The organism is Paenibacillus curdlanolyticus YK9 (assembly GCF_000179615.1).
GTDB classification, from domain to species: domain Bacteria; phylum Bacillota; class Bacilli; order Paenibacillales; family Paenibacillaceae; genus Paenibacillus_T; species Paenibacillus_T curdlanolyticus.
Map to the genome: position 1 here is coordinate 102,501 of NZ_AEDD01000006.1, position 21,189 is coordinate 123,689.

The following is a 21,189-nucleotide window of genomic DNA, read 5'->3' on the forward strand; positions in this document are numbered from 1 at the left end:
ATTTTGCATCGCGCATTCCGTATTGATCGCAATGATTCGTCCGCCGCGCTGCTCGATCATATGGGGAACGAATGCTTTGGCGGCATGAACGATCTGAAGCACAGTCGTATTGAATTGATTAACGTAATCATTCGTGCTCTGCTCAAGCACGGAGACCCATTGATATTGGGAAACGGCGTTAGCAACAACAATATTGGGCAACCTAAATGCTTCGATCAGCTCCGATTTCATAGCCAAAACAGCTTCCAGACTCGACATGTCTGCTTGTATGGTGAAAGCCTTCCGCCCTAACTGCTCAATCTCTTGCTTAAGCTGGTTCGCCTTTTCCTTGTTGCTATAGTAATGAATAATAATATCCGCTCCGCTGCGGGCAAGCGTCCTTGCAATTACGCGTCCCAGCTCGCCTGTCGCGCCTGTCACTAGCGCAGTTTGGTTCGTTAGATCAATAGCAATCATGTTTAATCCTCCTTCCTGTATAGCATAATAAGCTGCCTATAAACGGGACAGCTGTCATCGCTTAAATATGAGGCATTGATGCTTCAATGTAGATTGTAGTAAACATTGGCAGCTACGGAAAGCTATTTATTTGCAAAAAAAGAGCAAACAACATGAATAAGCCGACCTCGGCAATGTAACCGAAGCCAGCTTGTTTAGAGCAGAACAGAGTTCACGTTAATTTAGATGGAACCTTTTACCATAAAATATTTCGTCCATTTCGATTTTCAGCCGCTCTGCAATATCCTTCTGTTCCTTCACGCCCAGCACATCCTTCGTGTAACCGAACAAATAGTTGTTCAGATCAAATTGACGGAGTTTGCACTTGGTGTGGAAAATGTTCTCTTGATATACATTTACATCGATCATATCGTACAAATCAATGACCTCATCCGGGATGTAATTTTGGATCGAGTTAATGTCGTGGTCGATGAACAGCTTATTGCCGTGTATATCTCGCGTGAAACCTCGAACCCGGTAATCGATGGTCATAATATCCGTGTCGAACGAATGAATCAAGTAGTTGAGGGCCTTCAAAGGCGAAATCTCGCCACAGGTCGATACGTCGATGTCGGCACGGAACGTGCTGATCCCTTCGCTTGGGTGATATTCGGGATATGTATGGACCGTAATATGGCTTTTGTCCAGCTGCAGCACAACATTGTCTGGTAATGGACCAGGCGATTCCTCATAGGATTCCGTCGGCACCTCGACAATCGGCCCTTCTGATACAAGGAGCGTAACGCTTGCCCCCTGCGGTACATAATCCTGCTTCGCCGTATTCAAAACATGCGCCCCGATAATATCAGCAACGGTGTTGAGGATACCCGTTAGCCGGTCGGAATTGTACTGCTCATCGATGTAAGCAATATACGCTTCCCGCTCCTCCTTCGTCTTCGTGTAGCAGATGTCATACATATTAAAGCTGAGCGATTTGGTCAAATTGTTGAAGCCATGCAGCGTAATTCGCTCTTCTTGCGTAAACGTCATCACGATCATCCTCCTGTCCTATCGTACTATTGCCATATTCGTGCTGGAGCATGCGACTGGCGCAACCTTTTGCCAATTGCGACCGTTTACAGCTACAGATTGGAATTCTGATCACTGGAAAGGTGTGAGTGAATGAGCGTTAAGATGCGCAAGGCGCTGCTCGTTGCCTCGGCGGCGTTGGTTGTTGCAATAGCTGCACTTCCCGCCATCGGGCAGGCAAATGCAGCAGCTAACGGTCAGTCGAGTACCCCCAATGCGGCAAACAAACAAAAGCCATGGATTAATCATGTCATATACAACGGCTACGAACGGAGCCTCAGCTATCCGCTGCTGATCGAACCGGGCCGCGTTTGGATGGGCGTTTACGATATGAGCGATCTCGTGATGGAGTATCGGCGCGAATTCGATGAGAAAACCGGTAAAATCACCTTCACCAATCCATGGCGCCGCATTGAGCTGCAAGTTGGGAGCAAAACGGCGCTCATAAACGGAAATAAAGTCATGTTGGCTGCCGCACCCAAGCGGCATGAAGGAACCGTCTATCTGCCTGTTCAGTTGCTGACGCAGCTGCTCGGGCAGGAGGTAACTTGGGATAGTAAAACACTGACGCTGACGGTCCATGTCCAGTCCCGTGTGCTCGCTGTTGGATGGCTTGACGTCTATTTCTGGGTCGATAAGCTGTACGGCAACATTTATAAGGCCAAAAAAGGTGAACGTGCCGTCCTTATTAGCCGCGCAACCAAAGACATGCGCACCGCGCAATACATGGAGATCGATTCGCTGCAGAACGATCGATATTTGCTTCGCGTCCTTGATCGCTATGCGGAGCCGACGCAGATTACAAAGCTATTGATCGAGCAAAATCAACTGATCGCTCAGGCAGCCGTCTCCTACCCGGGTAGTTGGGGACTTGAAAGCATAGAGCGAAGCGGCAACAGCCTGATCATGATTGATGGGCTGTCGGTCCAACTGGCGGAACCGGGCGTAGAGACGCGCAAATACAATATGAAAGCGTATGGCGTCAATGAGCCATTCGCCGTGGAAGCGGTTTTCGATGATGCAATGCTGGTTCGCGCCTATAGCAGCCGCACACTGCTGCTCGTCGATCTGCGGGAGAAGAAGACGTATGCGCTGTACAAGCTGCTGCTCGATGAGAAGGAGCAAAAGTTTATTGACGACGCTACCGCCTACAATGATGGCTATCCAGGCGACCAGCTCAAGCTGTCCGGCCGCAAAGGCGATATCTTAACATTCAAGCACACTCGATTGATGGAGCCTTTTGGTGAGGAGACGTTGACGTTTGCGCTGCCGCGCGAGGTGAGCTCGTTACCGGGGGCAACGAAGTAGGGCTGGCAACTCCAAGCGATCAGATGCCTCGATGAGTTTCCTTTTCTTTTGGGGATGTTAGAAACGGGAGCGCGCTGTTCGGAAGACAGCTTCCTCTCGTAGAACTGAGTAGAAGTAATTCTTCTTCTGGTACAAGTTTGCTAGATCCGTATATTTATTCGATTTGACGAGAGAAAGCAGAATTGTTTGGCTCATAAAAGCCTCCTTATTCGAGCACGACTTCTGCAATGTAGAATTGAACGAGATGACAATTTCAACTGTATTTCTACTCGCAATTGAAGTAAAAACACCTTTGCACTTTTTAGTGAAGTGCAAAGGCGTTCTTATGGACACCGAGGATGTTCCCTCGAAAATGAGCAATACGAATCGCTAACGAGCCATAGTATTTATTCCGGGATCGTTGCCTGAAACTCCGTAATCTTAGCCAGAATAACCTGATTCCAAGCTTTAATTAGCCCTTTTCTGAGTTCCGCCTCGCCGACATATTTGAAGTCTGTTATAGTCTTGGGACCTTCCATCGTTGCAAAATCAATCTCAATACTACCTTTATAACGTATTGTAATACCAACTGAACTCATGTATTTATAATAGTCTGCCATATTTCTAAAAAGCATTATCTCCGTATTATTGGGACTATCAGGATCAAAATCATATCCTTTCTCCTGCAATAACTTACTTAACACAGAGAGGACTACCTGTTTGGGTCTAATTGTCTTTCTTTTCTCAACAAACTCGAAATGAAATTTCGAATAGATCGATGTATCTTCGAACTCAAAGATCATCTCATATTCAATTCCTTCGAGATGAGATAGCCGGAAGCACGCCTCAAAAAACTGATCGTAGCCCTCAGGGTCATGAGGATACTGTTCAATATTTGCAATTGCTGTACTAAGCTCATCATACTGCCCCTGATCCTCAAGATCATTCAAAAACAGCTCCAAATGCGAGTATCTACTACTCTCATGATCATCAAAGTCTAATTTAATCCAAGCAGCTTGATGACCATTGCGATAATAAATCGCTTCTTGATAGAAATCATTCACCGTCAGGAAGATTACATCAATCTGATGCTCGGAAGACAGTTGTTTCGACCATGTCTTCTGATCTTTTTCATAGCCTTCTAAAGCGAGAATGTTCCACCCTCTCCATGGAGCTGAGTAAAAGTAATTTTTCTTCTGATGCAAGTTTGCTAAATCGGTATTTTTATTCGGTTTGATGAGAGAAAATAAGGTGGTTTGGCTCATAGTGCCTCCTTAGTCGAGCACGACTTCTGCAATGTAGAATTGAACGAGATGACAATTTCAAGTGTTTTCTACTCGTACTTGAAGTAAAAACACCTTTGCACTTTTTAGTGAAGTGCAAAGGCGTTCTTATGGACACCGAGGATTTTCCCTGTAAAATGAAGTAAAACGAATCGCTAACGAGCCATAGTATCTTATTCCTCAATAGTTGCCTGAAACTCCATAATCTTAGCCAGAATAACCTGATTCCACGCTTTTATTAGACCTCTTCTGAGCTCGGCCTCGTTGGCGTACTTGAGTTGATCAAGAGATTCGAATCCTCCCTCAGCTGTACCGAAAATTATACCAATGCCAAATATACCGCCCATTTCAAAACCAACTATGCTAGTAAACCGATAGCCTGCTTCATTACGAAACACCATACTCTCCGCGTGATTCGGGGAGTCTGGAATATATTTATATCCTTTTTCCAGTAACAACTCCCCGAGTACAGCGAGGACTACCTGTTTGGGTCTAATTGTTTTTCTTTTCTCAACAATTACGAATTGATATTCCGAATAGATCGAGGTATCTTCAACCATAAATAGCGTCTCATAGTCAATGCCTTCAAGCTGCGATAGCTGGAAGAACGCCTCGAAAAACCGATCATATGGCTCAAGGTCTTCTTGATTCCTCTCAATTTCAGTTACTACTGTCCGAAGCTCATCATACTGCTCCTGATCCTCAAAACCATCCAAGAACAACTTCAAATTCGAGTAATTGGTGTGCGCATGATCATCCGCATCAAATTTAACCCATGCCACTTGATGACCGTAATGATAGTATACCGCCTCTTGATAGAAATCATTCGCCGCTAGGAAGATGACATCCAGCTGATGCTCGGAAGACAATTGTTTAGACCATGTCTTCTGCTCCTTTTCATAGCCTTCTAGCGCGAGGATGTTCCATCCTCTCCATGGAGCAGCTGAATAGAAGTAATTCTTCTTCTGATGCAAGGTTGCTAGATCGGTATTTTTATTCGGTTTAATTAGGGAAAATAGGGTTGTTTGGCTCATCGTTCTCCTTTATCGAACTCTACTTTGCTAAATACTAAGTTAGTACAATCTAAGTGGAATTACAAGAATTGGAAAGAATGAATTTCTTATTCCAATAGAAAAACTCCCATGCACACTAGCGTACATGGGAGTTTCTAACGGACCGAGGAGCCGCTATTGGCCGAAAATGGAGCGCTTTGGAACGCTAACGGACCTCAGGGGCGTTATTGGCCTAGATTTGATAGTAAAGAGCAGCAAAATGAGCAAATAAGGGCTCTGGAGTCCGTTAGATGCAAAAATCGGCAGTTTTGCACCAAATAGCGGCTCTGGGGTCCGTTAGACGCGAAACTGCCGCGGTTTTAGGATCTGAGTCATTGAGGTGCTAAAGTCAGCGATTGTGTACCAAATAACGGCTGCGGGCAGCTAACGAGGTACTCGCCTCGCCACTGGCTCGTCGACCGACTATCCGACCTACTTCGCCAGCATTACTTAGCCTATCGGCTCGTCATCCTGCTCACCATCCTGCTAGCTCCGGGTTAGCTCTAAGCCCCAAACCGCTGCCGGTACCCGCACTTGCGGCACAGCTCCTCCACCGCTTCGCGGCGGGAGAAGCCGAAGTACAGGTTGTTCGCCCGCTCGCCGTCGACGATTTCGGAGAACGAGGTTTCGTGGACGTTGCCGAGGTTGATGACGCCCTCGCCGTCGAGGCAGCACGGGACGACCGTGCCATCGACGAGCACGGCCGCTTGGCTGCGCAGCGCGTGGCAGAAGCCTTTGCCGTCATCCTCCGGCGCATCAAGGCTCGGCCATTGGAACTCATAGTCCTGATTGATATAGACGTTCTTCGCGATGCGAATGCCGCTGCCCGGCTCCACCCGTTCCTCGATCCGATAATCGAGGTTGAATTCCCGCTCCAAAATCGACAGCGTTTCGCGATTGCGGCTGCGCTCGAGGTTCGTGATGTTATCCTGCGTCAGGTTCCACAGCCGGAACGAGAAGATGACATTGCTCTGTTCGGACGCTTCGCGGACGAAGGACAAAATCTCGTTCAGGTAGCCGTCGCGGTCCTCGGAGCCGATATGCCCGTCAAAGCTGTGCAGCGAGAAGTTCATTTGGCGAAGCGCCGGCTTGCCGAGCAGCTTCGGTTTATTTTTGGCGATAAGCGTGCCGTTCGTTGTGATGTTGACCTTGAAGCCCTTGTCATGCGCGGCGTCCAGCAGCTCGTCGATTCTCGGATGCAGCAGCGGCTCGCCCTTTACATGCAAATAAATATGGTTCGTATGCGGCTTGATCTGGTCCAGCACGTGATTGAACGTATCCAGCTTGATGAAGCCCTTGGCGCGCTCCGTCTGCGGACAGAAGGTGCAGGCCAGGTTGCATACGCTCGTAATCTCGATATAGACCTTCTTGAAAGTTTTCACCAGCGGTGCCCCATTCCGTTACAGTTGTCTTGCTAATCTATTCATTATACCAGTTCTCCCGCGCAAAAAAAGCATACGATCCAGCAGCATCGTATAGCAAATGCTTCTAGACCGTATGCCGACTTTAATGCGGGGCGCGCAAGACTGCCGCTATTCTCACAGCTGCAGTACATCTCGGATATCCGCCTCCGTCAGCGTGCCAAGCGGCTCGCCGCCCGGCTGGATGACCTCGTCGATCAGCTGCTTTTTGCGCTCCTGGAGCGCGTGCATTTTGTCCTCCACCGTGCCTTGGGCGACGAGTCGGATGACCTGCACGACGTTTTTCTGCCCGATGCGATGCGCACGGTCTGCGGCTTGCTGCTCGACGGCTGGATTCCACCACATATCGTACATGATGACCGTGTCGGCTCCCGTCAGGTTGAGCCCGGTGCCACCAGCTTTCAAGGAGATTAAGAAAACCTCCTTCTCGCCTGCGTTGAACCGCTGGCACAGCTCGGCCCGTTCCTCTGGCGGCGTGCTGCCGTCCAGATAAAAGAGCGGCACGCCGCGGACGCCCAGCTCCTCGCGAATAATGCCGAGCATGCCGGTAAACTGCGAGAAGAGCAGCATGCGCTTGCCCGCGCCGCGGCAATCCTCTACGATATCGAGCAGCTGCTCCAGCTTCGCTGATCCGCCGCGATAATCTTCCACGAACAGCCCGGGATGACAGCAAATTTGGCGCAGGCGGGTGATGCCCGCTAATATTTTGATCCGCTGGCGGCCGAAGTCGTCTTCGTCCAAATGCTTGAGCGTCTCTTGGCGCAGTTTGGCAAGATAAGCGGTGTACAGCTTCTTCTGCTCCGGCAGCAGCTCTGACGATTGCAGCGTCTCGATCTTGTCCGGCAGCTCCTTCAGCACATCCTTCTTCAGCCTGCGCAGCAGAAATGGCCGAGCCCGGCGGGCGACCGTCTCCCGCGTCAGCTCGTAGAACGACTGGCGGCTCGGGAACAGCTCGGGGAATACGACGCTATAGATCGACCAAAGCTCCTCCAACCGATTCTCCACCGGCGTACCTGTCAGGGCGAACCGATGCTTCGCCTGAATCGCTTTGGCCGCTTGCGCCGTCTGGGTCGCGTAGTTTTTGAAATATTGCGCTTCGTCCAAAATGAGCGTATGGAACGCATGCGCCATATAAAGCTTGATATCGCGGCGAAGCAGCGGATACGACGTAATAATGATGTCAACGTCCGGCGATGTAAGCAGCTTCTCGCGCTCGGCCGGATCGCCTGCGGCAATCGCTGCGCGAATTTCCGGAGCAAACCGCTGCAGCTCATGCTGCCAGTTATAGATCAGCGAAGCTGGACAGACGATAAGCGCCCGCAATCCTTGCGCTCTGATTTCCGGCAGGACAGAGACGAGAAACGCGATGCTCTGCACCGTTTTGCCCAAGCCCATATCATCGGCTAGAATACCCCCGAACTGGTAGTACGCCAGCGTCTTCATCCATTGGTAACCGAGCGTTTGGTAATCGCGCAGCACAGGAACGAGCGGCTCGGGAACATCAAAATTCAAGCTGTCGGGATGGCGCATGTTATGAAGCAGCTGGCGCAAGGAGCGTCCGAGCTTCACCGCGCGAGCTTCCTGATCGATGTCCATTAGTCGCAGGCTGCGGATCGCAGGAACGCGAAACCCTGCGCCTCTAACCTCCGAATAACGTACGCCAAGATCGTTCATCAGGCGAGCGATTTCCGTAAATTCCTCGCTCTCCAGCGGCATTAGCGCGCCATCGGGCAGCCGATAAAATCGGCGCTGCTCCTCGACGGCTTGCAGCACGCGCTTAATTTCTTTCTCGGGTATGCCGTCAATTTCGAATCGGAATTCAAGCCAGTCTGTCCGCTCATCCACGTCGGCTTTGACCGTCGGCGTTATCGCGCCGACCATTCTCGTTTTCACGGCAGAGGTCGCGTATACGTCAAGCAGCTTCTCCAGCTTCGGCACGAGATGGTACAAAAAATCATACTCGGCATCATCGCCGCTCAGCAGATAACCGCCTTCAGTTTGCATGCTGTCGGCCTGCGCCATCAGCGCAAGAATCTGTTCTTCGCGATCCCCGTCTCGCACCAGAATCCGATCGGCGCCGCTCCGCGCCCCAGCACCATCCAAGGGATGAATGACGATGTCGCCATAATGAAACTCAAGCGCGGCGAGCAGCCGATCCCGTACGCGGTCGAGGTACAGCTTCGCCTTCAGTGGGGCCTGTACGACGCGCTCAGATACTTCCTTCGTGATCTGAACGCGGCCCAGCTTCATCAGCCCCGGCACAACGCGCTCCATGAACAGCTCCATCTGCTCCGGCGAAATAATAAACTGCTGCTCGCGCGTCTGCTGCAGCAGGCTCTGCACCTCTGCCAGCTGCTTCGCTTGCGCCGCCGCGATTTGTAGCAGCTTGCCATCCGGAGCAATCGCCACACCGTACGCTTCCATTAGGAGCATGCTTTCCAGCCCATCTACTCGAAGACGGCAGCTATCAACCGAACCGTCAACTGGCTCAAAATGAAACTGAAGCGGCAGCGGCTCATCTGCCAGCCGGATTGCTCCTTCATAGATGCTTCCGTACTGCTGCTGGAGCTGAACGCTCGGCAGTTGCTCCAGCAGCGGAGCGAATGCCTCCCAAGCTTCCGGCGGAATAAGCAGCATCCGATCTCCCGCCGAATGCGCAGCAACCGCATAGCTTTGCTGTGAGGAGAGATACAGCTGCTCGCCTTGGCTCATCCGGATGAGCGCCTGTATCACTTGGTCTTGCTCTACTGGAAATCGATGCTGCTCCGGCTCATAGGTAAAATGCTTGGAGAAGCGATACGACTCCCTTCGCTGCACCGCATCGAGAAACTCATGCAGCTTCTGCACAATGTATAGCCGCTTAGGCTGCGGCCCTACCTTCAGTTCAATGCCGAACATCAAGGCATCCGCCCGGTAACGAAACGGGATAAGCGCGAACGACGCTTCCAGCGGCTCGCGCGTATCGAACGCCGTTCTCGTTCCGCTCGGCCGCTTCGGCTTCCCGCCGAAAAGCGCCAGCATTTGGCTAGTCAGACGCAGGTCATTAGCTTCTGCGCGCGCAAGGGAATCTAGCCGCGGGGTCGCCTTCGCTTGGCCGGCTTCCTCCTGCCGTTCAACGCGTATAGGAGCCTGCCGTCCAGGCGCCCCTGCCGTCGCGTCCGCTTCATGCAGCATAACTTCCAGCAGCACGGCCGCTATATGGCTGCAATAGCTGTCATATGAGGATAGCGATGGACAGCTGCATCGCGCAGCCACCTCGTCCGCTTGATCAAGCGTGACAGCGACGTGAAACGGTTCCGCCGCAGCAACGGTCGCTTCATATAGCGGGCGTTTGGCATCCACATGCGTGAAGCTGACCTTGCCCCCGCGGCGCAAGGTCTCGCCTTTGTTATAAGACAGCGACCCGCATAGTCGTTTGATCGCACTTTGAGTTAACTCCAGCTTCTTCATCGGCTGCTTGCCCCTGCTTCTGCCTCGGCGTCCGCGCCATAAACAAACTGCTCCAGCTGTTCCAGCGTCTGTTCTCGAATCGGCTCTGCATTGTTATAGTAAAGAATTGCATCATCCGGTAGTTCCCACTTGATCGTACGCTGGACAAGTGACGCGCTAAACGTTTCCCAATGCTCCAGCTTATAGTGATCCATCGCCAGCCCGCGCGACTGGATTCGCTCGTAATGATGCTGGTGATCAGGCAAATAGACGAGGATCGCCTTCACCTCGACGGCATGCCGCGCTTCGCCAAGCTTCTCCAGCTCCTGATTGAGCCACTCTCGATCTGCAATTTCTTTGGTAAATGGTCCGATCACAACAGCATCAATCCCATTGGCTGCGTTCTCCAGCGCTGCATCCATCGTGATCCGATAACCAAGATCGCGACATAGCCGCTTATACGCTTCGGAATCCCGATCGCTCGGATCGAGTCCCGCAGTCGCCATTAACGCCTCCGCCGCCGGCCGAAGCAGCGTGTCCATGTCCAGTACGGCCATGCGCCGCCGCTTGGCGAACGCCTTCGCCAGCGTTGTTTTGCCAGCGCCCGCTCCCCCAACAAAAAATACTAACCGCGTTGCTGCCATCTGTTACCCTCTCCTTGCAAACATCCGTTATCGCTTTCTGCGCTTTCTGCTTATGCTACTGATCTTATCACGCAGGGAGATCGGATGACAAAGGAGCACATACGGGCCAAGACGTCTACCTTCTGTCAATTATGGTAGACTGGTAGTTACACTTTTACTCGAAAAGGCTAGGTGGCTCTGTGTATAGTACAGCAATGCTCCTTGTGATTAGCTCTGGTTTCCTGCATTCCATCTGGAACCTGTATACGAAAAGAAGCATGAACAAAACGGTGTTCCTATGGTTTACCCAGCTGGCCGCGCTGCTTATCTTCTTGCCATGGACGATTATGGCGTGGCCCAGCAATGCCATCTCATCTACATGCTGGTGGCTCATCGCCGCTTCGCTGCTGCTGCACGCACTCTATATCCAACTGCTCGCAGCTGTCTATTCCATAGGGGATTTGTCGCAGGTGTATCCGATCATGCGGGGGACCAGCCCCCTGCTCGTGCCATTGCTTGGCGTTACCTTGCTTCATGAATCGCTGACCGCAGTCGGGTGGCTTGGCGTGATCATCATCGTGGGCGGTATCGCATCCGTGAGCAACCTCTCTCTGAGAAGCCACGGGTTTACCTCGTTGAAGACGCCTCTATTGGCATTAGCCGTCGGCATCTGCATTGCAGCTTACATTGTCATCGATAAACTCGTACTAAGCGAGGTTCCGGCTGTCGTCCTGAATGAATCGACGAATGCAGGCAATTTGCTCGTCCTGTCCTGGGCTGCTTTTCGTTCACGTGGAATGACACAGGAGCTCCGCTCCAACTGGGCCATTATTCTGTTAGGCGGGCTGCTCGCCCCGGCGGGATACCTCTTGTTCCTGTTCGCCCTCAAGCTCGCTCCTGTCGCGCAGCTGGCGCCGATTCGAGAAATCGGAACGGTATTCGGCACGATAATGGGCATTTTCATTTTACGAGAACAGCAAGGGGCCAGACGCTTATTTGCCTCAATGGCGATTACAGCCGGCATTATCGTCTTAGGAGTATGGGGGTAAGCTTCGCTCACAGCTAAGAAAGCATTAAGCCTTAAGCCCCCTGCTTGCTCAAGGCCGAATCAAGCTTTTTACGGAACAAGGCTTGTAAAATCAACAGCAGCAAAGGCAATCCGACGGCGATTGGCAAGGCGATCATCGGCCAGTATTGCTCCAAATAGTCCATCGCGCGAAAATGGTCCCTAACGATCCAGTCGCTGAACACGCCCAAAATGACAGCTACCGGTAGAATCATTCGTTTGCTGTTTGTCAGACCGAATAGGCGAGCCGCCGCCATCGATGAACCGTATACGCACATCATCACCTGCACGAGAGCCGAGACCGAATAAAAAGCAATCATCACCATCTCATATCGCTGCAAAAACGTTCCGATATGCGCATTGCGCGCCAGTTTCATGCACGAGACGGTATAATTGCCGGTCACTTCTGCGGACAAGACCGCCCCTTCAAGAATCGACCAGCTAATGACGAGCAGCCCCGTCGCGATAATCGCAGTAACACTCAGCTTTGCTCCATGCTTCTTCACATCCTTCACGAACGGCAGGAGCAAGCTTGCGGTCATCGTCGCGATCGCCCAATCCGCATCGAATGCAACGCTGGACTCAAAGGTTTGCACGAAGCCCGACTCTAATACGGGCAGCAGGTTTTTGATATCAAATTCGCGAAAGGAGCCCGCCAGGATGAGCCCGTTCAGCAAATAAATAAACAGCACGCCGAACAACGCCGTTCGCGCCATCACTTCCAGTCCGTAGTAGCAGCCGATCGATCCGACCAGCAGCGCCAAAATAATAAACAAAGAAACAGGAGCGTCAGGCAAGAAGTACTCCTGCAAATGGTAAACGAACGTAATCATAATCGGCGCGAACGCCCCGATGAAGAAGGCAAAGATGAGAATCACCACGATTTTTCCGAACCATCGTCCTAACAATAGCTCCCCCGTAGCCATAAAATCGCGGTGAGAGGCTCGTCGAATAACGATGTAGGTGATGTAAATCATGACAACGCCCTGCAGGGTAGCCAAGAGCGTCGCAATCCACATGTCCTGCCCGACCTCTCGCGCAATTACGCCTTGCGTTACGCCAATCGCTTTGGCGAACACGACATTAATGAGCAGGGCCACGTACATGCCGTTGGAAATTTGAATGTTCATTTGACCCCTCTCCCCGCAGCTTTGAGCACGGTGCTCGTAATATCGGCCTTAACCGTAACGTTCACCTCGGCCTCGGCGTAAACCTGCTTCCACTTGGCGGCCAGCTTATGCCACTCCATCGGGTACTCATTCCGAAACACGTCCCCCAGCTTCAGAAAGTCCGAACGATACTTATGCTGGGATTTATCGACGACGTCTTCCAGACCTTGCTTCAGGCGCATCTCCAGCTGCTTCGTCAGATCCGAACGAATTTCACTAATCGGGATGTCGCAGCCGCTTTCTACGATGTCCGCATCCGTCTTAAGCCGAATATCAAAACGCAGCTTCTCGTTACGGTAAATCGTTTTTACTTTCATCCTCGCGTGCCGAAATTCAGCGGTCGCTTTGGCATCCCGATTAGGGCATGACAGCACCTCAATGCCGGAATCGAGATGCTGGATAAAGAATAGCAGGCCTCTCGCATCTTTGGGGTTGAGCCAGCCGACCATACGATCGTTTTGAAAGACAGCAGCACCGGCCAACTCCACTTGCTTGATGGAGCCATGCTCGCCAGGCTTCTTGTTCGATATGCCTCTAGGCTTCAACGAAACCTTCGCCAGCACGGATTGACTGGAACGACTTAGGAAAGTTTCCTCCAAGCTCATCATATTGCTGCCCGGCGCTTGGCCGGCGACCTCGTTATCGCGAAACAAGCGGTCCACCGCTTCGCCCGGCACGACTTCCAGCCCGGTTATCGTCGAGATGACTTCATCTGGACGATCCGGCGTTACAGCAACCCATGTATTCATTCGCAATTCATGGTTGCGCGTGAAGAAGTCGACCATATCCGCAATGCCTTTCTTCGCATAATCCTCGTGCATGACGATCACAAAGTTATGCGCCCAATATACGCGTCTTGACGTAAACCGCCCCAAATTGCGAATTGCTTCAAAAATCGTTTTCCCTTCGGCGCTGACGGAATAGATCGGCTCTCCGGTTCCTCCAGATGGCGCGCCTGTCTGCCCCCGCGCATCCGCAGGGCGAATGATCTGCACCGACACTCGGATCATATCCGGCTTCTCGCCAAGATCCAGCCCAACGGCGGTTACAATGGCGAGCTCGTTAATTTGGCGCAGCCCATAGCAGGACGTCAAGGCGAGCAGGCAAAGCAGGGCAAGGGATAAGCCTATCACACGTTTCATCGACTTCATTCCTTTGACGGATCCGGTTTTTGTTGGTCGCCCATTCGCTCTATATCCTGCGCAAAGCCCGGCCGATCGTTCATCATCCACATCGGCAATCGCAGCAGCATGTCGCGCTGGTCGCTCTGGTGGAACGGACTGGCCGGCGCCAGATAGGATTCACCGAACGAACGGATGGACAGCGCATGGAGGATAAGGATAAAAAATATGGTAGCAAAGCCCGGCAGCCCGAGCGTCCCTGAAGCAAGCAGGATCGGAAAACGAACAATGCGAATAGCGAGCGACGAGGAATAGCTCGGGATCGCGAAGGAAGAGAGCCCTGTAATCGCCACGACGATGACCATGAAGGGCGAGATTAATCCCGCTTGCACCGCTGCTTGCCCGATAATGAGCGAGCCGACGATACTGACCGCTTGTCCGATTGGCTTCGGCATTCTCAGTCCGGCTTCACGCATAAGCTCGAATGCTAATTCCATGATGAGCGCTTCCAGCAGTACAGGGAACGGCACGACTTCCCGTCCCGAAGCAATCGTCAGCGCGAGCGATGTCGGAATCATTTCCTGATGGAACGATATAAGCATGACATACACCGACGGCAAAATAAGGCTGATGAAGAAGGCGATATAACGGACAAATCGGAAAAACGTGCCGACCCAATATCGATTGTAATAATCGTCAGGCGCTTGAATGAACTGCCAGAAGTAAGTCGGCACAATCAGCACGACAGGCGTGTTATCGATAAATATCGCAACCCTGCCTTCGAGAAGCGCGGAGGCGACTTTATCCGGCCGCTCCGTACTCTGCACCGTATTGAAAGGGGACAGCGGCGCGTCCTCGATCAGCTCCTCAATGTAGCCGCTCTCCAGAATCGCATCGATCTTAATTCGGCCTAAGCGCTCCTTCACTTCCTCGACTAGCCCAACCTTCACCAAATCCGCGATGTACGCGATGTTAATGTCCGTCTGTGACCGCGTACCCACGACCATAGCATCGAATCGAAGCTGCGGGTCCTTGATTCGCCTGCGCACATGCGCCGTATTCGTTCGAATGCTTTCGCCGAAGCCGTCTCGCGGCCCGCGAACGTTATTTTCAGAGGAAGGCTCCTCCACGCCCCGATCCTTCCAGCCTCTGGAGCTCACGATCAGCCCCTGCTCGATGCCTTCGATCACAATTAAGGTATCGCCGGATACGATAGCGGCTATTGCATCCTTCACATTGCTGCATGTCTTCACCGCTGCGTTAACGAGCAGTTTCGTTCGGATCGCATCCGCCGTCGGCATCGATTGAGGGTCTGCGTCCATTTCAAAGCCGTATAGCAGCAACGATTTTAAACTCATATCGACAATCGTCGTGTCTGCCATTCCATCGGTATAGTAGCAAATGCCAGGATAATCCGACTGACCGCAGAACATGAAGTCGCGCTTCAATATATCCACGCTTCCGCCTAAAAGCTTATCGATGACGGATGCATTGTCCGTTAATCTCGCAGTAAGCTGACTTTGCAGCATAGTTTGCTGTTCTTCCGCTGTTGTTGCAGCTGCCATCCGCCATCCCTCCATTTTGATGGATAAGATAAATATCCCATGCTTACAATAAGCAGCATTCGCATGCAAAGGGAGCGTTCATCGTGGACCTGTACCATTCTTGGATCTATATGAAGGTGATCAATACGAGCTGGTTCATGTGGTCGTTAGTCAGTGTAGTGCTCGGCCTGAACTTGCTGACGCCGCTGATCATCTGGTATATCATCAATCGAAAAAGGCTGACCAAGTTTATGCAGCAGGCGAAAGCGCGAAAGAAGCAGACGGCGCGGTAAATGTCCGAGTTCTAACTATGAATTGGGCGATCGTAGTATGATGGCATTTCCTCAAACGGTAACATTAAGCAATGAGAAAGCATGCTGTAGTTTCTCCTAGATGTAGGGCTTTATACGCGTTGCGTACTGCTTAACCATGAACAATCCTTCATGCACGAACAGGAAATGAAACAGCGGCTGTTCCCAGCGCATGTTGTGATGCGCCGCATAAAGTGGTCCGAAGAGATAGGTTTTCCCTCTTCTTATTGCCATGCCGTTGCACTTTGTACAATGAGAAAAGGATGAGCGGCCTGCTCCAAAGGTTCCCATTGCAGCTCATGCAACGAGATTCAATCCAGAAGAGACAAATAGTGCCCAAAACATAGAAAGTCACTTTTCTCGTTGTACAATATGCAATGACACCTCCTTACTTCCGCGCTTGAGTTGATTGTATTGTATGAACTGCAATGAGAAGGCTGCTGCACGAGCCAACGCTCCTTGAATACGACCAACAACGCAACCCTTACGTGAATGCAACCCAACCTTTGCAGCGCAAAAAAGGGGTGTTCCTCAGCCGTCGCGGCTTTTGGAACACCCCTTTTTCATTTATAAAAAATCATTGTCAATTTCGGATAACACGCGATTTAAAATCCATATGGAAGCTTGGTCCTTGTTGTTAAGCAAGCCAACAAAAATCCCCATATTGCAGGCAAATGGTGCTCCATGCATATAGGGGAGAATTATAGCGGTTCAACGTTCTATCGTTATTGCGGCGTTACCGATTGCTCTCTGCGCGCATTCACGCGACCCGGAATTTGCCAAGCTGTTACGATTGCCAGCACGACGAACACGATATCCATGCCTTGGAAAAGCTCGCTGAAGTTTTCGCGGAACAGCGTCATGATCTCGCTTTTAAACATTCCGTTAATGCTGCCGTAAATCACGTAGCTGAACAAGAAATATTTGCCCAGCACGATACCGATCAAGCTCGCAATTACCGCAATGACGCGATGCGCTTGGGTTGCGAGTCCGCCTGATAGATACGATACCGCGTAACCCGCCATGCCTCCGATTACCCAAGCGATCAAACCAAGCTCGTAGTCCGTCCATACGGCGATTGCCGCCCAGAGCCCGCCTCCGACGATTGCTGCGGCTAGCGCGCCTAGCACTGGAAGCACTAAACTATTCTTCCCCATTGAAAATCCCCCTGTTACGTTTATTTATAGCTTAAAGAAAACCGATATTGTTGATTTTCTCTAATACTCTGTCCAGCAGCAAAATAGAAGCTGTATTTTTGTCCGTCAGCTTACTTAGGAAAGCCTCTGTCGATTTGTTCAATTGCTTGAAGGCTGCCTGGTATTCTTCTGGCTTGCTCGCAATCATCTCGTCCTCTACTTTCGGTTGGCCAGTCCCAAGCTTCTCCAGCTGCTTGCGGATTAACGCCACCTTCTCATCATACGTCTCATCCACCTTCACTTGCGGCCTATTGCCCATTTCCAACTCAAGATTAGCATATCGGTAGATCGTGAATTTATTGGCTTCAATCGCGTAAACACCGAAATGCGCGAACATCGATCCGCCGCCGTTCGTTATCGAATCAAGCTCGGTTCCAGAAGTGGCGATATCATCAAGTAGGCCATCGAGGGCTTTCACTTTGTCTGAAAGCTTTCGATCGTTTTGAAGCACTTCGAATGTCGCCTTATTAAAACAATTACCAATTTGCTCAGACATGCGATCACGGCCATTATCCGATAAATCGAATCCATTCGTTTCGTAGGCCGCTTCATATCGCGCGTCTACGGTAGTCAGATCTACGCTTGCCAGCGTCTTGCTATCACAAAGCGTGGCGTTAACTGCGTTAAAATGCTCTTCCATAGCAGCAGGATCAACCTCAACGTCTATTGGCACTTCATCTTCATGCTCTACCTCCAGCATGACGACTTGATTTAATAAATAAACGGCTGCCTCATCCTTCGTCTTCAGTAGGCCGATCAGTGATTCCAGTTCTTTACCAAGACGATCTAGCGCATCCTGATACTCTTCTTGTGAAACCGTGTTATCGTAAAGCTCCCGCTCCGATCTGTCATGCGTTAGCTCCTCAGCCTGACTTCTTAGTTTCTTAGCGATCTTGTCGTAGCCAACCGTATCTCGCTTATTCTTCTCACTTGAAAGCAATGTCAGATAACGATAGACATAGAATGGATTACGGGAGGTAAAACCACTCGATTCATCGAGATACATATGCCCCCCGCCGCTCTTTACAAATGCAATGCTGGAGGATGTACCGACAATATCGTTCATTAACTCATTTAACTGCTCGGCGCGTTCACTCCGTTCTTGATTCCCTCGCGTTAACGTTCCCCTCGCCTCTCCGAAGCAATTCGCTATCTTTTCGTTAACTTCAACCTCATTCTGCACGCCGTGCTTGTCGAAGGCTGCCGTATACCGATCGACCACATCATCCAGTTCATCACTATCCGTCATTACTTCGCATATTCTCGCAGATACCTTCTCCATTTGCTTCGGGTCCTGGCCATCTGCCGCGTTATCATACTCGATAGGCTCTAATTGGTCTTCTTTCCACGCACCATCCTCGTAAATATAAACGCCATGGAATCCCGACCATGTATCATATGAATAATCCCATACTCGGAAGCTCACTTCAGCCTTGCCTTCTACCGCTTCAAAATGCATCATTTCTGCGGATGACCAGTCCTGCGCATCCGACCCTTCATAAGGAGCTACTGCCATGCGTCCATTTATTTCTGCAAGCAACGCGGAGCCAATATGGATTTGAATTATTCTTTCTGCTTGCGCTTTGGACATTGCCTTGGCGAATTCTTTCACTAGCAGCTCATGTGTACGATAAGGATCGCACATATAATACAAGTCGAATTGCCCCTCTTCTTTTTTAGCTAGACTCTGCTTATCGTTACAAGTAAAGGCCTCGCCAGATTCGAAGATTGTATACTCAGCTTCCTTTGCCTTCAATCGCAGAGGCAGTACTTCCGATTGCTTCAAAACATGTATTGAACCTTTTGTAGTCGATGTCCTCGGCTCATCCGCCGTCGCTGTACTCGTAACTTCCTCATCCCGCTTGTCTGCACACGCAGCTAAAGTCACCAGCATGCTCAAGATAAGCATAAGTGCTACGATTTTGTTCAACATCCCCCGATTACCTCTCTCTATTATCAAGTTGATTCATTATATGATTGTCTAACCTTTATTTTCCTTAATTACGAGTATACTCGATAATTGCATGAAGTTGATACTAAAATTTCCCTAGAGCTCTCTCCACTAACCCGTCAAATCATAAATAAAAAACCCACGTTAATTGTGAGTTCTTTATTTATTCCATGTTATCGACCTTCTACCACCTCAAAAATCGAATCAATAATAATGGGCAGATTCTCTCTCACGGACACCGCCCCCAACACCGATCTTGCATGCGTACCTCGTTCGCCAAAAACGTCTAACATCAAATCCGAGCACCCATTAAGCACCTTATGATGCTCTTCGAAAGCTGGAGTTGCGTTAACGAAGCCTTGAATTTTCACGACGCGCTTCACTCTCTCCAGCGATCCTAATGCAGCCCGCACAACCGCAAGCACTTCGATTCCAGCCTGCCTTGCATACTGGTAACCTTCTTCAGTCGTATATTCGCTGCCCAACTTGCCTTGCGGGTTACCAGTCGGTCCTTTGCCAGAAACGAATAATAGATTGTTTACCTGCACGTAGTTGGCGTACTGAGCGGCCGGACCGCTAGCCTCCGGCAATGTAATCCCCATCGCGTTCAGCCTCTCCATCATTACGGACATACGCTCTCCTTTCTTGAACCCTCTCGACATGCTTAACCAGATTGTTAAAAGCTTACAGAAAAGTTTATACTTATTTTGACCTGTAATTAAGGATCAGATTATTTATATATTTAGAGGTCAGATCGGGAGATGACTCGCATCGAACTATCCCTTGCTTTTCATGAAGATGGACCGCTCTATCAGCAGCTCTACGCCCATATTCGGGACTTAATTCAAAATGGCAGCCTGTCCCACGGCACGAAAATGCCTTCGATTCGATCGCTTGGGAGCCAGCTGAATATAAGCAAAACAACGGTTGAAACCGCCTATCATATGCTGCTGGATGAAGGCTATTTGCAGAGTAGAGAACGATCAGGGCTAACGGTCATCAACCCCCAGCCGGCAAAATTAACAGGTCCAGCGACTCGTTCCCGCTTCGCAGATGTCGATTTGCAGCATGCTACGACGCCTGCTGCCTGCAAACCCGCTTTCATTGATTTTAGTCTGCTCGCAATAGACGGCGATTCGTTCCCGCTTCGTTTGTGGAAATCTGTCTTGGCCGATGCCCTTGAAATCAACAGCCAGTCTATCCATCAGTATGGCGGCGATCCCTTCGGCGAATCTTCCTTGCGCGAGAGCCTTGCCTCTTATTTGCGCCATTCTAGGGGTGTCGACTGTTTACCCGAGCAGATCGTGATCGGAACGGGCTTTTCATATAGCATTCAGCTGTTAAGCCGGCTGTTCGGGGAGCATATCCACATCGGGATCGAGGAGCCTGGGATCGCACAGGTCAGACCTATTTTGAGCCAAAATGGCGTTCAACTCGTCCCCTACTCCCTAGAACGAGATACGCTCCGCTGGCGCGAGCCCTTTAACCTGCTCTATGCAACGCCTGCCCATCGTCCTGACGGAACGCTGATGCCCTACGCCCAGCGCCAGCAGCTGCTTCAGTGGGCTCGTTCCCATCAAGGCTATATCATAGAGGATGACTATGACGGAGAGCTAAGATTATCCGGCAAGCCTGTTCCCTCCCTGCAAAGCTTGGATAAGGAGGAAGCCGTCATTTACATCGGAACCTTCTCGAAAATGTTTACACCAGCTCTGCGCTTGAATTATACAATCTTCCCGCTTCACCTCCTCGGCAGATTACGAAGCGTCGAGCGCACCCTGTCGCCCCCTTCTCGCCTGGAACAATGGGCGATGCAATTGTTTATCGCTCGCGGGCATTGGTACCGCCATATTCGGCGTATGCGCAAGCTGTACCAGCATAAGTATGATAGACTTGCTCAGCTATTGCTCAGCACATTACCTAAATGTGTACAGATCACTGCTGGAGGAGCCGGACTGCACTTAGAATTAGCGATAGCAACTGAAACGAAGCCGGAGACCTTGATTCAGCTCGCCCAAAAAGAAGGCGTTCTTGTATATGGCAGCCAAGATGCGTATTCGCACGCCAGCCGAGGAACCTCCAAGATTTATCTCGGCTTCGGTGGACTGACCTCGCACCAGATGGAGCTTGGCGTACAACTTCTCAAGAAAGCTTGGTCACAGGTCTTATAACCTAACAAAGGGCGATCCCCAGTCATCTACAGATGACCGTT

Annotated in this window: 18 protein-coding genes (1 of these 18 cut by a window edge); 4 read left to right on the top strand and 14 right to left on the bottom strand. The window is 50.8% G+C overall.

Translation table 11 applies throughout. From position 1 onward, the window contains the following. Positions 1–456 carry the 5' portion of an SDR family NAD(P)-dependent oxidoreductase gene (locus PAECUDRAFT_RS12730; protein WP_006038498.1) on the bottom strand. 309 nt of this gene lie to the left of the window's left edge, so only the first 456 of its 765 coding nucleotides appear in the window; it begins with the start codon at positions 454–456; its stop codon lies beyond the left edge, outside the window. Positions 457–672: 216 nt separating this feature from the next. Beyond that, a complete protein-coding gene (gene speD / locus PAECUDRAFT_RS12735; protein WP_006038499.1) occupies positions 673–1,485 on the bottom strand; it encodes an adenosylmethionine decarboxylase in 813 nt (270 codons plus the stop codon). A gap of 132 nt (positions 1,486–1,617) precedes the next feature. Here speD and PAECUDRAFT_RS12740 point away from each other — a divergent pair, with 132 nt between their 5' ends. Beyond that, a complete protein-coding gene (locus PAECUDRAFT_RS12740; protein ID WP_006038500.1) occupies positions 1,618–2,832 on the top strand; it encodes a copper amine oxidase N-terminal domain-containing protein in 1,215 nt (404 codons plus the stop codon). A 57-nt stretch (positions 2,833–2,889) separates the two neighbouring features. Here the strand turns inward: PAECUDRAFT_RS12740 and PAECUDRAFT_RS25890 are convergent, their stop codons facing one another. The 6 genes from PAECUDRAFT_RS25890 to PAECUDRAFT_RS12765 all read right to left on the bottom strand — a co-directional run bounded on the left by PAECUDRAFT_RS25890 (position 2,890) and on the right by PAECUDRAFT_RS12765 (position 10,640). Beyond that, positions 2,890–3,027: a hypothetical protein gene (locus PAECUDRAFT_RS25890; RefSeq protein ID WP_006038501.1), complete on the bottom strand. Its 138-nt coding sequence runs from the start codon at positions 3,025–3,027 to the stop codon at positions 2,890–2,892. A 191-nt stretch (positions 3,028–3,218) separates the two neighbouring features. Beyond that, a complete protein-coding gene (locus tag PAECUDRAFT_RS12745; RefSeq protein WP_006038502.1) occupies positions 3,219–4,076 on the bottom strand; it encodes a hypothetical protein in 858 nt (285 codons plus the stop codon). A gap of 191 nt (positions 4,077–4,267) precedes the next feature. Continuing rightward, positions 4,268–5,128 (bottom strand): hypothetical protein, encoded by an 861-nt coding sequence (locus PAECUDRAFT_RS12750; protein ID WP_006038503.1) that lies wholly within the window; start codon positions 5,126–5,128, stop codon positions 4,268–4,270. A 521-nt stretch (positions 5,129–5,649) separates the two neighbouring features. Then, positions 5,650–6,528, bottom strand: a complete 879-nt coding sequence (locus PAECUDRAFT_RS12755; RefSeq protein WP_006038504.1) for a radical SAM/SPASM domain-containing protein — start codon at positions 6,526–6,528, stop codon at positions 5,650–5,652. Between the two features lie 156 nt (positions 6,529–6,684). Continuing rightward, positions 6,685–10,017, bottom strand: coding sequence for a DEAD/DEAH box helicase (locus PAECUDRAFT_RS12760; protein ID WP_006038505.1), 3,333 nt, complete (start codon positions 10,015–10,017; stop codon positions 6,685–6,687). Continuing rightward, a complete protein-coding gene (locus tag PAECUDRAFT_RS12765; protein ID WP_006038506.1) occupies positions 10,014–10,640 on the bottom strand; it encodes an AAA family ATPase in 627 nt (208 codons plus the stop codon). Before PAECUDRAFT_RS12765 ends, PAECUDRAFT_RS12760 begins: the two co-directional genes overlap by 4 nt. Before the next feature lie 179 nt (positions 10,641–10,819). On the opposite strand from PAECUDRAFT_RS12765, the gene PAECUDRAFT_RS12770 reads away from it, so the two are divergent. Then, positions 10,820–11,668, top strand: coding sequence for an EamA family transporter (locus PAECUDRAFT_RS12770; RefSeq protein WP_006038507.1), 849 nt, complete (start codon positions 10,820–10,822; stop codon positions 11,666–11,668). 31 nt (positions 11,669–11,699) lie between these two features. On the opposite strand, the gene PAECUDRAFT_RS12775 is transcribed toward PAECUDRAFT_RS12770, so the two are convergent. The 3 genes from PAECUDRAFT_RS12775 to PAECUDRAFT_RS12785 are packed head-to-tail and all read right to left on the bottom strand — an operon-like array spanning position 11,700 to position 15,540. Continuing rightward, positions 11,700–12,815 carry a GerAB/ArcD/ProY family transporter gene (locus tag PAECUDRAFT_RS12775; protein ID WP_006038508.1) on the bottom strand — a complete coding sequence of 372 codons (1,116 nt, stop codon included), beginning with the start codon at positions 12,813–12,815 and terminating at the stop codon, positions 11,700–11,702. Continuing rightward, a complete protein-coding gene (locus tag PAECUDRAFT_RS12780) occupies positions 12,812–13,996 on the bottom strand; it encodes a Ger(x)C family spore germination protein (RefSeq protein ID WP_006038509.1) in 1,185 nt (394 codons plus the stop codon). Before PAECUDRAFT_RS12780 ends, PAECUDRAFT_RS12775 begins: the two co-directional genes overlap by 4 nt. A gap of 5 nt (positions 13,997–14,001) precedes the next feature. Next, positions 14,002–15,540 (bottom strand): spore germination protein, encoded by a 1,539-nt coding sequence (locus PAECUDRAFT_RS12785; protein ID WP_006038510.1) that lies wholly within the window; start codon positions 15,538–15,540, stop codon positions 14,002–14,004. Between the two features lie 83 nt (positions 15,541–15,623). On the opposite strand from PAECUDRAFT_RS12785, the gene PAECUDRAFT_RS12790 reads away from it, so the two are divergent. Continuing rightward, on the top strand, positions 15,624–15,812 hold the full coding sequence (locus PAECUDRAFT_RS12790; RefSeq protein WP_006038511.1) for a hypothetical protein: 189 nt from the start codon (positions 15,624–15,626) through the stop codon (positions 15,810–15,812). Between the two features lie 743 nt (positions 15,813–16,555). Here PAECUDRAFT_RS12790 and PAECUDRAFT_RS12795 read toward each other — a convergent pair. The 3 genes from PAECUDRAFT_RS12795 to PAECUDRAFT_RS12805 all read right to left on the bottom strand — a co-directional run bounded on the left by PAECUDRAFT_RS12795 (position 16,556) and on the right by PAECUDRAFT_RS12805 (position 19,609). Continuing rightward, the gene (locus PAECUDRAFT_RS12795) at positions 16,556–16,987 is read right to left on the bottom strand and encodes a hypothetical protein (protein ID WP_006038512.1); all 432 of its coding nucleotides are present in this window, start codon (positions 16,985–16,987) and stop codon (positions 16,556–16,558) included. A 31-nt stretch (positions 16,988–17,018) separates the two neighbouring features. After that, positions 17,019–18,959 (bottom strand): hypothetical protein, encoded by a 1,941-nt coding sequence (locus PAECUDRAFT_RS12800; RefSeq protein ID WP_006038513.1) that lies wholly within the window; start codon positions 18,957–18,959, stop codon positions 17,019–17,021. A 191-nt stretch (positions 18,960–19,150) separates the two neighbouring features. Beyond that, a complete protein-coding gene (locus PAECUDRAFT_RS12805) occupies positions 19,151–19,609 on the bottom strand; it encodes a RidA family protein (protein WP_006038514.1) in 459 nt (152 codons plus the stop codon). 129 nt (positions 19,610–19,738) lie between these two features. Between PAECUDRAFT_RS12805 and pdxR the strand changes: the two genes are divergently transcribed. Further along, positions 19,739–21,148, top strand: coding sequence for a MocR-like pyridoxine biosynthesis transcription factor PdxR (pdxR, locus tag PAECUDRAFT_RS12810; RefSeq protein ID WP_006038515.1), 1,410 nt, complete (start codon positions 19,739–19,741; stop codon positions 21,146–21,148). The last annotated feature ends 41 nt before the right edge of the window (positions 21,149–21,189 follow it).